This window comes from Streptomyces sp. SID5469 (genome assembly GCF_009862865.1).
GTDB lineage: Bacteria > Actinomycetota > Actinomycetes > Streptomycetales > Streptomycetaceae > Streptomyces > Streptomyces avermitilis.
On sequence record NZ_WWIN01000001.1, the window covers coordinates 3,672,224 to 3,686,014 of the forward strand.

Sequence of the window (13,791 nt, forward strand, 5' to 3'; positions counted from 1 at the left end):
GGCGCCGTGTCCGTGGGTCGGGCAACGTCTTCTCCCTGCTGTGACTGCGCCGGGCGAAGGATGATGCGGAGGCCACCAGGAAGGTGCGGCTCGCCGGACATGCAGCTGTCGGGCATGCGAGGGGTCGCATGCCCGACAGCGTGGGGGATACGGGTCTGTCCTCTCTTTGAGGACAGACTTTGGGGCGTGCCAGGGCGGGGCGATTGTGCGCCCTCGGCAAGCGCGGGGGGTGGGTGAAAGCGTCAGGTGGGCACGACGGCGCCGACCATTCCTTCGACCGTGGCCATCTGCTTGTCGGCACCGAGGTAGCCGATGCCGCGGTGCACGTGGACGGTCAGGACGCGCTGGATGTTCTCGTCATTGGGCTCCTCACCGATGGCGACACAGCGCTGCTTGAGCAGGGCCAGGTAGAGGTCGCCGTACTGGCCGGCGAAGGTCCTCCAGCTCATCTCAACGTTGGAGTCAGTGACGATGTCCTTCACCAGCGGGGTGGAAGGGTCCCTCAGCGACAGCAGCAGCGCCCAGCGGCACAGCACGTTCCACTGAGTGACGCCGGTGGTGCGCTTGAGGTAGGACAGCCGATCCTTGGCCGGCTGAGACAGACGGACGTGGTCAACCGGCATGCGAGGCTCCTGCACTCCACCAGTAGCCTTCGACGACGGCGGTGGTGAATTCGGTGTCGTCGTGGACGAGCGTGTAGGTGTGGGCGACGGACTTCTCCAAGCGGCCCAGCAGATACTCGTCGATCTCCTCGTCGGTGGACAGCAGGAGAACCTGGTCGCTGGCGTTGGGGAAGTAGCGGTCGACGAGGTGCTCGCGGTGACGGCTGTCGAGACGGCCCAGAGGGGTGTCGATGACGCTGGGCAGCCGGTTGCCGGCGACGCGCATCAAACCCCAGAGCAGCGAGACAGCCAGAAGCTGGCGCTCACCCGCACTCAGACGCGCCGGATCGATGGCCTCGCCATCGGCGTCAGCCAGGGTGAGGATGAACTTGTCGGTATCGATGCGCAGGTCGCGCACGAGACCCTGCTTGCGCATGAGGACCTTGAAGCTCTGCAGAACGGCCACTTCGAGCCGACTGATGTGCCGCTCAAGGAGCGCGGAGCCGAAACGCTCGAGAGTGTCGCGGGCCTTCTCCGAGTACTTGATCACCCGCTCGACTTCTTCCGCCTTCACCTTGGTGCGGACGAACTCTTTGTGCGCACGCTCCAGCAGCGTGGTGACGTGTTCACGGCGCCGCTTGAGGTCCTCAAGCTTGGCTGTGGCACGGTCGCGAGTCGTCTCACAGCGGGTTACCTCTACGATCTGCTCGCCCCGGGCCGCCTGGAGGGCTTCGACCTTGTCCTGTGCGGGAACGCCGGCAAGCTGCCGATCCAGCTGGTCCAGATGCTCGGCCAGTTCAGCGGCGCTATGAAGCAGCTGCGCGGAGCGCTGGGTATCCCGCTGGAGCAGTTCGTCGAGGACGGTGAGCTGGGCCAGCGCGTCGTGCGGCAGGCGCAGATCCACCGCCAGCTGCGTCTTGGCGGCGCGCTCGGCGCGGTCGTCGTCCAGCCGCTTGAGGACCTCGGCTCGGGTGGCGTCGGGCATCAACTCCAGCAGCCACCGATCGCGCTCTTCGAGGACCTCGAGGACCTGGGCGGACTGCTGGGCTTCCTGCTCGATTCTGGCTTGCTGCCGGACGTCGTCGAGAAGCGGTGCGACCATCAACAACGGCAGGGGTCCTGCTGCAAGTTGCGTGAGCTCCGTGCGCACCTGGGCCAGGCGGACGAGGGCCTGCTTCCTGTCGTTTTCCAGCTCGACGCGCCGGGTGAACAGATCGCCACCCTCGTCAGCGAACGCCTTCTCCAGGCTGTCCAGCTTGCGCTGCGCCTTGCCGAGTTCGCTGCGGGAGTGGGCCAGTTCCTGGTGCGCGATGTCGTACTGGGACACCACCGCTTCGCGTTCGGCTTCCTGGGCACGGATGTTGTCCAGGAGATGCTGTTCCTCCTCGGACAGCTTCTGGCGCCGCTGGAGGGCCAGAAGATCGTTGCGCAGCTGCTGGACGGTGCTGACGCCCAGCAGGGAGTGCACGGCCGACTCGATGACGGACGCCGCCCGTTCGGGGTTGGCCAGCGACTCAATCTTCTCGCCGTCGAAGAAGGCGAGGGAGGCGATCTCCAACGGCAGCAGCGACTCGACGTGGTCTGCCCAGCCCTCACTGAGGAGGCGGTTGAACTTGCCTTCCGGCTCCGCGCTGCGCTGCGCTTTCACCCGCTCGCCATAGGTCTCGTCGACGTAGACGTTGAGGAACTCTTTGAGGGTCTTACCGCTGATGTGCCAGCTGCGGACGAGACGGTAGTAGTGCTCGTGCCCACCGGTCATGACGGTGAATTCGAGGGTGATGGCAGAACCGCGGCTGGGGTCGGCCTTGCGGTTGATGCTCTCCCGCAGGTACGTCTCGTAGGCCTTGGTGCCACGACCGCTGCAGCGCGCCCGGTTGCCGTAAAGCACCAGCTGGATGGCGTCGAGCAGAGTCGTCTTGCCGCACCCGTTCAACCCGCCGATCAGGATGATCGGCTTGTTCTTCTTGGGGGTAAGGTCGAGAGACTGCTTTCCGCGGTACGCCCCGAATTCTTCGAGGGTGATCTTACGCAGGAGCATCGAGTTCGTTTTCGTCGTCGAAGGTCAGGTTCTCGGCGATGTCGTCTCGCCACTTCTGTTTGCGGGTGGCGAATTCCACGGCGTCTTCGTGGTCTTCGTAGTAGCCCTTCTGCACAGCCTGCTCGAGTGCCTGGAAGAGGCCTGAACGGCGCGCCATGGTGCGGTACTTCCGCTCAACGGCGAGGAGCTCGCGGACCATGTTGTAATGCAGGTCGTCGCCATCGCAGACCTGCTTGAGGACGTCCATCTCGTCGGACCCCATGACGAGTTGCTCGTCGAGCGGGCCACCCGGGAAGGACTCGCCGGTGGCCTCCTGGTAGATCCGCGGCAGGCTGTCTTCGACCTCGTGCTTGTCGAACACCCAGATCCGGCGGATCTCGTGCAGTTCCTCAAGCGTGATCAGCTCGATGTTCTGCACGTGCTCCGGAGCATGGGCACGGATCCAAGTCTGGGCGTCCAGCAGGTCCTTCAACCACTCTTCGCGGAAGGACTGCAGATAAGGCCCGTGGATGGCGTCGTCCTTGAACAGCATGACCTTGCCGTTCATCCGACGGAAGTCGCGAGCCGGCTTGTCAGGCTTAGGATCGCCAACCTTGCGGCCAGCCGGAATTTCCTCGCCCTCTTTCCATTCATCAAATGGGGCGTCGAGCTTATTACGTAGCTCCAACAGAGGGGTCATCCACTCCTTTTCCTCGTCGTTCTGGATCATGGCGGACATGGACTTGTCCTCATCGACGAGGGTGCAGGTCCAGCAGCCGAAACGGCTTGAGCCACAGGAAGGAGTAGTGGAGTCGACCACGAGCGGGCATTCGCCATCACTGGAAGCGCCCTGATACATAGTGAGCAGGTCCTGATTGGTGTAGCCCCAGGGATTGGGCTTTTGCATCAGGAACTCCCACACGTCGTCGTTGGTCCAGTCCTCAACGGGGCTGTAGACGAGGGAGTTGGGCAGGTTTGCGTTGGGTGAGAGGCGGTCGCGGACGCGGCGCTTCTCGTGCTTTTCCATGGCGCGGGCGCGGGCTTGGCTCTCCGTTTTACGGATACCCAGGACCATAATCGCCTCGCCGTGAGCGGCGACCACACTGCGGATGAAGGCGTTCGACGGCTTAATCTTCAGACGTTCGGTGCACCAGCGGAACTTCGGGCGCGGGGCGGGATAGCCCCGGCCAAGCAAGTTCACCCAAAAGGTGTCCTTGATCTCCGGAGTCAGGCGGTGCGGCTCGACCGGCAGACCCTGCGCCTGCGCCGCATCCTGCATGGTGCCCAGCGAGGCGGACACCCAGGCGGCAACGACCGGGTTCTCCACAAGCGTGTCGGTGCTAATGACATGCACAGCCTTGGTGCGTTGCTCGGCAGGCAGGCCCTTGAGAGCCATCCACACCAGCTGCAGGACAGCAGTGGAATCCTTACCCCCGCTGTAGCCGATGACCCAGGGCACCTGGTCGGCGGTGTAGAGCTCCCGGATCTCCTCCGTCAGTTCGTTGACGACCTCCTCCAGGGAGCGTCCACCGAACGGCTTGCGACGTACGGGGGTAAGCCCGAGGTTGAGGGGGATGGTGGTCATGCCTCGCCTCGCAGATATGCGTCTTCCACGCGCCGCTCTTCCGGGCTCAACTCCAGGCCCAGATGCTTACGCAGGTAATTAACGGTCAATGTCACGTTTTGATGGCTTTTGGAAACGCGGCCGCCGACGATGGCACGCCCCTCCCAGTCGATGTTGCCCCGGGTCCAGTCCACATCCGTCAGCGGAACCAACCGCCTCTTCCATGCAGCCTCCTTGACCGACTCCCGCAACAGCGCGTTTCCAACGCGGCCCAGCGCATGCAGGGCGATGCCGTGGCTGTGGATGAAGTCCCGACGCATCTCCTGGGCGGAAAGCTGCTTACCGCGGACCATCGCCCACTCCGGCAGCGCCGTGTCCACGGCTTCCCAGAACGACTGCGTCAGCTTGATCGCCTCGTCCTGCTTGAGGTCGAGGCCTTGAAGGAGGGACTGGTTGCCGTAATACAGGGCGCTAAGAGTGAACAGCTTGCGCGAGCGAGCGGAGAGCGTGCTCTTCTCCATCTCAACAAAGCCCTTGAAGATGGCTGAGCGTTCCGTGAGGGCGCGCGTGATCTGAGCGTTGAGGTCCCGGTGGTCGTACAGGACCCCGATGGAGCGCGCCGGGCGGACGGCATGCCGGTTGAGGTCGGCGAACATCTGCTGGGAGCGAGAGAGGCCAGTGTCATGGAAGAAGACGACAGCGATGGTCTCGTCCCCGAGGTCAGGCTTCTCCTTCAGCGCGAGCTCGATGGCGGCGCGGCGATGCTGTCCGTCGTTGATCAGGAAGCGGGCATCCATGGGGATGCGCAACTGCCCCGTGCGGTGCGCAGAACCCTCTGCGCCCTGACATTCGAAGGCCATATCCCCGTCCACGGACGCGGTCAGGGCACTGAAGACGTAATCGTCGGGATTGTCCAGAATGTAGCGAGCGAGCGCCGGCAGGCGTCCCTTATTAAGCACCCGCTGGGCTCTCAGCTCAGCGGAAAGATCATCTTCGTCGAAGAGGAAGATCTTCGGGATGAGCCGCAGCGGGCACATCGACGCATAGAACTCCCGCCCCGCCTGCACTCCACGGATCGCAGGAAAGGTGTATTCAAAGCCCGTTGACGCTCGCGTGGCAGCCCGCCCCGCAGTCTTGCTCGCCGCTTCAGTCTGCACCCGTGCACTCTAGCGTGTACGTACGTGTCCCGAGAAACGTACGTCACTTCCATCTCAACGTACCCTGGTACGCGGGATGACGTACTACACAGGGGTGGCACAACCGAATCAGCCAGACACATCCAGGAGGAAACCCTCCAGGGGCGGCGCTAGCGGTCCCTGTGTCAACTTCGCGCACCGAGAGTCCACCGTGTACGTTAATCGCTTGACGTACGTCGTGTAGTGGAAGCGTGCAAAGAGGCGGGTGAGCGCCGTGGTGGCGTATCTGGATGTTGCGGCGACGACACGGGTGGATCCCCGGGTAGCCGAGGTCGTCCTGCACTGGATGACAGAGGACTTCGGCAACGCCGGCAGCCGCACCCATGAATACGGCGCCCGCGCCAAGAAGGCTGTCCAGCAAGCCCGTTCCTATCTCGCGGACACCGTAGGCGCGAAGACCGAGGAAGTGATCTTCACCAGCGGGGCGACGGAGTCCAACAACATCGCCCTGCTCGGCCTCGCTCCACATGGCGAGCGGACCGGCAAGAAGCACATCATCACCTCCGCCATCGAACACAAGGCCGTCCTCGAGCCCCTGTTGCACCTCGCGGAAACCCGCGGCTTCACCGTGGACGTTCTTGAGCCGGGTGCGTCAGGCCGAATCACTGTCGAGCAGGTCATGGAGCACGTGCGCCCCGACACACTCGCGGTGTCTCTGATGCACGTCAACAACGAGACCGGAGTCATCCAGCCGGTCGCCGAGCTAGCCGAGCGCCTGCGGTCCACGCCGACCTACCTCCACGTGGACGCCGCCCAGGGATACGGCAAGATCGCCGGCGATCTGACCGCGCCAATCGACCTGATCAGCATCAGCGGCCACAAGATCGGCGCACCGAAGGGGGTCGGAGCGCTCATCACACGACGTCGCGGCTGGGATAAGGCTCCACTGGAGCCGATCATGTTCGGCGGTGGCCAGGAGAGGAAGCTGCGTCCCGGAACTCTGCCGGTCCCGCTGATCATGGGCCTCCACGAGGCCGCGCGGATCTTCCACGAGAGCCGGGATAACTGGGAGCGCGAGGCACGAGCGATGCGTGAGCAGATCTTGGAAGCGCTCGGCAAGACACGCTTCCGGGTCAACGGAGATCAGGCTCACACCGTGCCGCACATCCTCAATGTCTCCTTCGACCAGCTCAACGCTGAAGCCTTGATTGTCCGACTCAAGGATCAGGTCGCCATTGCAACAGGTTCGGCGTGCACCAGCGCCTCCTACACCCCTAGCCACGTGCTCCAGGCTATGGGCCTTCCCGATGACGTGGCTGCCAATGGGCTGCGGTTTTCCTGGTTCCCTCCGCAAGCGAGGGACTTCGACCCTCTTCCCATTGCCGAAACCATTGCCCGCATGCAGCCTCAGGAAGGCTGATCAGCCTACGTCTCCGTGCGACGCACCAGGCGGTGCCCGCGCAGTTGCCGGCCGCATCTGACGAGCTCGGCTTCCCAGCCGTTCTCGGTCCCAATCAGGTGCGGCCGTTTATACAGCCCGGCCCGCATTTCAGACTCGGTCAACCGGCGGTATCGCGGCACGTCCGGATCATCCGGTGCCAGAAACTCATGCTTGCGGTGGAGCAGGGGGCGGTTGGCCGAGTTCTCATAGGAGAGATGGGACGTCTGAAGCGTCTGCAGGTCCACCATGTAGGAGGACCAGATCCGTGGATGCGGGTCTTTGTCAAAGTCTGGGTAGTCCAGCCAAGACACTGCCCTCCCCTGATGCTTGAGCTTTGCCACCGTCCACTGTTCCGGGCGACCAGCAGCGATCGATGCGCAGTGCTCGTACAAACGCAACACCGTCGGGATTCGCCCCAGCGCGCGTCGATGCACATACAGAGCCGTCGGTGTTATCTTACCCGCAGCAGACGCATTCATGGCATTGCGTACATAGCCGTCGTCGCGGAGCTTGAACAACAGCCGATCAGCGCGTTGACACGCCTCTTTGTAGGAACTGAAGAACGTACGCACGTCCTGCTGCAAGCCCACCGGCAGACTCGCGAACGGCCCCCGACCGTTGAACAGTTCCACCGCCAAATAGAGCAAGGTGTTCAGCGTCGATCGCTTAGCCCCCGCATCAGCCCGCTCAGCATCAGCACCGTCCCTCAGCAGGCGCTTGACCTCGCCTGGCCGCAGATGAGCCAACAGCTCTGCAACGGTCCGCGGCATCTCCTCAATACGGGGCGCACGTCCCCGACGTTCGAAGAAGTCCACCACCGCACTCACCGCCGAGGCAGTGTCCTCGGAAGCAAGCCACGCGGCATCCGGGATCACACGCTGTGCCAGATAGCTCAGCCGGGCACCCTCGTCCCGGAACGCGTAGATTACCCCGGGCGCAGCCGCCACCACTCGCGCGCCGGTCACTTGCTCCACGTACTCCCGCAGCTCACTCGTGGCATACAGATGCTGGAACGTCTGCCGGCTCGTCAGCAGCCCGTCACCGAACCCCTCACCGTGAACTTTCGACTTCTCCCATGTCAGGCGCGCTGAGACAACCAGCAGCGTCGAGGTCAGCTCCCACGCCTGCTTCAAGGTCTGCCGACGCTCCGCCGGATCCTCGATCACGTTCAACACGTAGGTCAGCAGCACCACATCGGTGGCGACTAGTTGCGTATCGGTGCGGTAGTACGGATCCCAACCCACCACCTGGCAGTCCAGTTGCTGCAAAGCTCTGACGTCGTCGCCACGGCCACAGCCGTAGTCGAGGATCGTCCGCTCAGCCACCAACTGGCGATCCGCCAAAGCCTGACGCGCGGGCACCGACAAGGCCATCCGCCCGATCGCTGTCCGGCGACGCTCACTACCCCAGATTTGCTGCATCTCAGACACCTGCGTCTAGGTAACGACACCATTCAGCAGGGTAGAAGACGCCCGCCGGGTACACCCACGCAACGGCGAACGTGCCCCCAGTCTCAGCAGAGCACCATCAGGCGTCGCTTCGCTGGCAGTGTGCTCCCAGATAATGATGTCTGCCGCTCGAAGAAGGCTGAGCGGTCTGTCGTCAGGCGTACGGACGGGGGCGATGAGGTCTTGGACCCATTGCTTCTGACGGCGCAGATCTGCTTGCAGGAGCGGCCATAAGCGACGAGGGGTGTCCTTATAAGCGCCGGAAATTGGCTTTTCTCCCAGGTAGAACTGGTAAATATTCCTGTCGAAAATCGGCACAAGATTAGGTCGCTTACGGTGGAGGATTTTTGTGACGGCAACGGCCTTGAGATCGGGCAACCCTGTACCGCCGGCTTCACCTGTAGCAACCAATGCTCGATCGACCAGAGACCAGGGTCCCGTCGACGGATCCAGCGTCACGTCCAAGAAATCCGCTGTCGCACACGCCTGATTCGCAAGCACCGCCTCCATGGCGTGTAGAACTTCAGCCCCCGGGCCGTCGGGGCGGAACAACGGAACCACCTGCCTGTAGCCGATACGAACGCTCAGCAGAGACGGCGCCAAGCAGTCCAACGGGCTCAGTCGTTCCGGATCGCCCTGCCAGTCATACGTACGGAAGGCTCGGGGACCTCGAGGATCTGCGTAGGTCCGCAGGTGCTTCTCCGCGCAACCACGCAGTGTTCCGATGGTGCTCACGTAATCCTCCCCGCGGCCTCACCGATTCGCACCGCAACGCAGCCGCTCTGAACAGAGCAATATTCGTGCGCATGCTACGAGCTGTGGACCATACGTGGACCCGTACTCGCCTAACAGCCTTCCGTAGGGCTGCGACCTGCGATGACGCCTGGCAGTCAAGCCCCCTCCGCAGCCGTGTACGCAGGTTCGAATCCTGCCGGGGGCACCTTGAATTAGGTGCCCAAGGACCCGTCACCAGCGGAAACGCTGAGGCCGGGGTCTTCGCGTATATGCAGGCGTATGCGTCGCCGAGCGGCCCTATGACGGCCCCTGTGGACTATTTGTGGACAGGGCCTAGGGGCGTCCGCCCAGGTCAGCAGACGAGAGGCACCGAGCGCGGCTCTGATACCGGGTAATACCGCACAATGGCGCGCTGCAAATGCAGCCCCCGCAACTCCTCCCGGACGCCGGCAGCGAAGCATGGCAACCAGGTCGCGGCGCCCAGCAACGGTGTCACACAGATAGATCGTCCAGTATCCTCCCGGCGTGCCATATGAGATTAGCCATGCGGAGAGATGGGCGCTCTATACCCTTTGGGGCGAAAGGTGCGTTTGGTGCAACCTTCCTGTTTTCTGGTCTGAATACGAAGTAGAGCACCCCATCCCTAAACACCTGGCTTCACGCGCAAACGAAGCGAAGCGACGCGAGGCACTCGAAAGGCACGGCCTCCCAGCGACTTACGATCTCTACTCGATCGAAAACCTCGCTCCAAGTTGCCGTCCCTGCAACTCAGGGAAAGGCCGAAGGGTGCCTACACTGGCCCCAGCCATCACAGAGTTGCTACGCAAGGCGCAGGAGTTGGCCCCGAAGGTGCGCAAAAAGGCCGCCGCATTCGCCAAGAAGCGCGACACGGAAAAAGCGCTTGCGATGATTATGGCATCAGATGACATCGAGCAGCTAAAAGCCGCCGCCGATTTCATTCAAGGGAAACTCAAGGAGGCTTCCGAGTCCCTGCTGACACGGATGCACCCGGCACTATCCGGCCTGTACGATCCCGAGCGCTGGGATCTGGTTACCCCACTCTCCGCGGAGGTAGCTTTTGTGGCGGACGGGAAGACGGGAGGGGTGACGGGTAAACACATCAGTTGGCAATGCCCCTTCTGCTCATCTTACGGTCCGTGGAACGGGAACAGATGCCTAACCTGCGGACACATGGACGAAGCAGACTGGTGAAGCCGCAGCATGAGGCAGCGAACCCTGAACTCATCAGGGGTTCGCTGCCTCATGCTGCGGCTTCAGTCGTATTGACGCAATAGCTCCTCAATCTTACGGTTGGCGATTTCCTGTCGTCCGTCGATGCACTCGGCGTACCGGCTGAGGAGGACCTCGACGCTGTTGCGGAGATCACAGCCATGCCGCACAGGTGGACTCCTGAGCCGGGCGCTTTCGTCCGTGGTGAGGTCCTCTGGCACGCCCACAACCACTAGGTCAGGAGACGAGTAGCTGGAAGTCCACAGGTGATCACTGCTGGGCCGTCGGTAGGCCGTCCGCGGCCGCTCAGTGGCGACCGGTGACGCCTACTAACGACAGTCGTAGGACCGGTAGCCGCAGGTCACCCAAGTGGATCTACGACACTGGTACGGCCATGCCAAAGCCCGGAGAACTTAGCTGAGGTCGGTTGAGCCCGCGCATCGGGATCCGCCCCGGGTGAGTGTCCAACTGCGTGACAACGGCCGAGAGCGCGGACGTTTGCGGACCGCCAGCGCAGGTGAAGGACACTCCCTCGCTCGCCCAAGTTGCTTCGGGACGAAGAAGTCGCCGCGCTAAAGCTTCGTCACCGCGCTTCTGCCGTCGCTCCTTGCTCTGATCGACGGCGTCAGCAGCGTGGCTGAGACCGGTGGGGGTGCGGCGAGGCACACACGCGCCTGGTCGGTCGGCGCACCCACCATCGTGGCTGACTTTCGTCGGCTGAGGTTCAGGCGGGCGCAAAAGAGTTCGTCTCCGCCTCGGTGTGCGATGTGTCTGCACCAGGTCGGCACAGCTCGACGGGGAGGGGAGACCGGGTTGGTCCAGGGAGGCGTCACCGCGACACGGAACCGTCTACTCCCCCAAGCCCGGGGAATGCGGTGCTCATGACACTGGCGCGCTCACTGCCCGACAATGCCACCGAGTGGTGGATCTTCCTGGGAACGTTCGTCCTCTACGTGCTCGGACGCTGGTTCTTCGCCTGGCAGCGAGCCAGGCGCGAGGGCGACAGCCACCCCATGCGTACCGCGTTCGCCGAAGAAGACGATCCTGCCGCAAGCCACGCGGCCATGGTCGGCGGCTTCCGCTCCTACCGGCAGTTCTTCGGCTTCGTCGGAAGCGCCGTCGCAGTGGTTCTCGTCGCTGCCCTGACCGAAGGCTGGCTGCGCCACGCCCTGCTATGGATCATTGTTCCGCTTCTGGTCATAGCGCTCTCGTACCTCGACTTCCGCCAGGCCCTGAAAGCGCGCTCAGAAGCCTGACAGGGACGCGGGCAAGCGACAAGGCACACCGCCCGGCCTCACTCATACTCGCGCAACAACTCCTCGATCTTCCGGTTGGCGATCTCCTGCCGCCCGTCAATGCACTTGGCGTAGCGGCCCAACAGGACCTCGACACTGTTGCCCGCCCGTTCGGCGACCTCGGTCGGGTCGACCCCGGCGTTGAGCCAGGTCGACAGGGCTGAGTGGCGAAGGTCGTACGGCCGACGCGCCAACGGCGAAGCCACCGCGGCCGACGGGAGCGCCAGCGTGCGGGCTTCCTGCCAGGCTCGCGAGTAGGTCGAGGAGGCAACTACTCCTCCGCCCTCGCTATAGAACAGGCGCCCGTCTGAAGCGGTCCCGAAGGTGTCGAGGGGTTCAAGGAGCATCGACACAAGTTGGGGCGGGATCGGCACGGGGCGCATGTCTTCGGCCGGCCGGTTCTTCAGCCCTCGGTCGTCGTGGCTCTCCCCCGAATCCGTCCACTGCTTGCCGACGCTCGGACGCGTGCGGTGCAGGAGCACAGTGCCCCAGCCGTGTTCCGGCAGTGTCAGGTCAGCTTCGGAGAGGCCGATATCCTCGGCAGGCCGCAGGCCGGCGAAGTACATGCAGGCAAAGAGCCCGACCAGTCGACGACCGCGGGCCCTTCGGTAACCGCCCACGTAGGACACGGCGTGGAGTAGCGAAACGGCCTGCTGCGGATTCACCACCAAGCGCGGGTCTACTTCACTGGAAACCTTGGGCTTCTGCCAGCGCACGGCGATCAGGGGATTTTCCTTGAATTCGCCTAGGTCAACGGCGTAATGCAGGGCGTTGACGAAGCTGTACCGCTTTCGGCGCACGGTCTCGGCCGCAGCAGCCTTCCCGTCGAGATGGATCTTGAACGAGTCGAGTACCTCCCGTGCCGTCACAGGGTCAGCCAGATCATTCAACGGGCGCGACGCCTTGGCGATCCAATGCAAGGTGTCCTCGATCTCCGTAGGCACCTCCCGCTCACCCGGTCCAGGCAGCACGAAAGCCCAGTTGCGCAGGGTTTGCCGGATCAGCGGAGCGCTCGGCCGTCCATTTCATTGCCAGGTACTTCAGCGTGAAGGCGTACCAGCTCAGTTCGGCTCTTGTCTCGGCCATCGAGTCCGGAAGCCCGGTGACATCGTCGAATTCATCACCATCACGCGCGGCGCGCATGAGCTTGGTGCGGTAATGATCTGCCAGAGCCTTGGTTCGGAACGTCTCGGAGAAGACCCTCTCCGCAACCGACCAACGCACGTCGTATGAGGGCCGCTTCGAAGGGCGCTTGCGAACCCCCCAGATCTTGACGTCCAGGGACTTCACGCGGCTTCCTCCCGCTCACGGAGCCACGCGGTGAAGTCGCTTCGCCACACCCGCAGCTCACCGTTGGGGAGCTTCAGGGCTTTCGGCGCTTGGCCCAGCTCCCGCCAGCGGTAGAAGGTGCGCCGTGACACTTTTTCAACTCACTCAGGATGTCTGGGACCGTCATCAGTTCATCCCTCACAGGTGCGCTCCTTCCAGGGCTAGTTGGTCGGACAGGGCTTCACGTGCGGTCTCGCGGTTGAGTTGGAGGTCTCGGGCGATCGTCGCGGCGAGGGCGGATTCTCCGGGGGTGTGGCCGTGGCCGGCGTACTGCCAGGAGGCGAGGACGAGCACGGTGTCCGGCTCGGTGTCCTCGAGGCCGCGGTCCTGGCGCCCTTGGGCGGCGCGATAGTCGGCGCGGGTCCGGCGGAGGGTGCCGAGGGTGGTGGAGTAGTGGCGAGATTTGGAGGAGAAGTGTCCGCGGAAGCCCAGCATGTGGGCCCAGGCGCGTAACCGTCGGTCGGGGTAGAGGGGTTCGAGGTCGAAGCATGCGTCGATGAGCCGGCGGGCGTGGTCGGGGACGCCGAGCAGAACGGCGGCTTCGCGGTTGCCGATGGGGCGGTCGAGGGTGCCGGTCGTTTCGGCGGCTTTGGTGGCGTACTTGGTGACGTAGGAGGCAACGGCCTGTTCGGTGATGTCCGTGCCGTCGTTGAATGCCTTCACGGGCCGGATGTCGAGCTGTGTGCCCCACTGGAAGGTGCGGGCCGGCTCGTCGCCCGCGGCGGGCACTGACACCGTGGTGTAGCGGTGCAGGGCGGCGGCGCGGATCGCGTCGGTGAGGAGGCCGACGTTGGCCCAGGACGGGGGCGGATCGTCGGGGCCGTCGAGGCGGATCACGGCGTGTGTCGAATCTCAGTTGATGGTTGACGGGTTGGCGTCGGGTGATGCTTGACGTCTGACCTAGACGATCCTCGCCAGGCGATCACCAAGATCGACTAGTGAGTTCCCACCCGCCCTCACGCCTGGGCGCGCGATGAGTGGGAACGCAATCAAT

The 13,791-nt window shown here is 63.6% G+C and carries 9 protein-coding genes and 3 pseudogenes; 3 read left to right on the forward strand and 9 right to left on the reverse strand.

The window, feature by feature from the left end; genetic code table 11:
* Positions 1–242: 242 nt before the first annotated feature.
* From dndE to dndB, 4 genes are read right to left on the reverse strand one after another with little or no spacing between them, the layout of a single operon-like run.
* Positions 243–623 (reverse strand): DNA sulfur modification protein DndE, encoded by a 381-nt coding sequence (gene dndE / locus GTY58_RS15390; RefSeq protein WP_037648948.1) that lies wholly within the window; start codon positions 621–623, stop codon positions 243–245.
* Positions 613–2,640, reverse strand: coding sequence for a DNA sulfur modification protein DndD (dndD, locus tag GTY58_RS15395; RefSeq protein ID WP_010984362.1), 2,028 nt, complete (start codon positions 2,638–2,640; stop codon positions 613–615). Before dndD ends, dndE begins: the two co-directional genes overlap by 11 nt.
* Entirely contained in the window at positions 2,627–4,204 is a 1,578-nt protein-coding gene (dndC, locus tag GTY58_RS15400) for a DNA phosphorothioation system sulfurtransferase DndC (RefSeq protein ID WP_010984363.1), read from the reverse strand. The genes dndD and dndC overlap by 14 nt, the downstream gene beginning before the upstream one ends.
* A complete protein-coding gene (gene dndB, locus GTY58_RS15405) occupies positions 4,201–5,340 on the reverse strand; it encodes a DNA sulfur modification protein DndB (RefSeq protein WP_010984364.1) in 1,140 nt (379 codons plus the stop codon). The genes dndC and dndB overlap by 4 nt, the downstream gene beginning before the upstream one ends.
* A 244-nt stretch (positions 5,341–5,584) precedes the next feature.
* On the opposite strand from dndB, the gene dndA reads away from it, so the two are divergent.
* Positions 5,585–6,739, forward strand: coding sequence for a cysteine desulfurase DndA (gene dndA, locus GTY58_RS15410; protein WP_010984365.1), 1,155 nt, complete (start codon positions 5,585–5,587; stop codon positions 6,737–6,739).
* A 5-nt stretch (positions 6,740–6,744) separates the two neighbouring features.
* On the opposite strand, the gene GTY58_RS15415 is transcribed toward dndA, so the two are convergent.
* Positions 6,745–8,181 carry a DNA phosphorothioation-associated putative methyltransferase gene (locus tag GTY58_RS15415; RefSeq protein ID WP_010984366.1) on the reverse strand — a complete coding sequence of 479 codons (1,437 nt, stop codon included), beginning with the start codon at positions 8,179–8,181 and terminating at the stop codon, positions 6,745–6,747.
* Positions 8,182–8,196: 15 nt separating this feature from the next.
* Positions 8,197–8,943 carry a DUF6308 family protein gene (locus tag GTY58_RS15420; protein WP_137865240.1) on the reverse strand — a complete coding sequence of 249 codons (747 nt, stop codon included), beginning with the start codon at positions 8,941–8,943 and terminating at the stop codon, positions 8,197–8,199.
* A 786-nt stretch (positions 8,944–9,729) separates the two neighbouring features.
* Here GTY58_RS15420 and GTY58_RS15425 point away from each other — a divergent pair.
* Together GTY58_RS15425 and GTY58_RS15430 are read left to right on the forward strand one after the other, a co-directional pair.
* Positions 9,730–10,155, forward strand: coding sequence for a hypothetical protein (locus GTY58_RS15425; RefSeq protein ID WP_137865239.1), 426 nt, complete (start codon positions 9,730–9,732; stop codon positions 10,153–10,155).
* A gap of 899 nt (positions 10,156–11,054) precedes the next feature.
* A complete protein-coding gene (locus GTY58_RS15430; protein WP_137865238.1) occupies positions 11,055–11,429 on the forward strand; it encodes a hypothetical protein in 375 nt (124 codons plus the stop codon).
* Between the two features lie 38 nt (positions 11,430–11,467).
* Here GTY58_RS15430 and GTY58_RS15435 read toward each other — a convergent pair.
* The 3 pseudogenes from GTY58_RS15435 to GTY58_RS15445 form a co-directional block, all read right to left on the reverse strand.
* Positions 11,468–12,758: pseudogene (locus GTY58_RS15435) on the reverse strand (site-specific integrase).
* Positions 12,755–12,924 (reverse strand): annotated as a pseudogene (locus GTY58_RS15440) (helix-turn-helix domain-containing protein). The pseudogenes GTY58_RS15435 and GTY58_RS15440 overlap by 4 nt, the downstream one beginning before the upstream one ends.
* Before the next feature lie 11 nt (positions 12,925–12,935).
* Positions 12,936–13,640 (reverse strand): annotated as a pseudogene (locus tag GTY58_RS15445) (replication initiator); the annotation flags it as partial.
* Between the last annotated feature and the right edge of the window lie 151 nt (positions 13,641–13,791).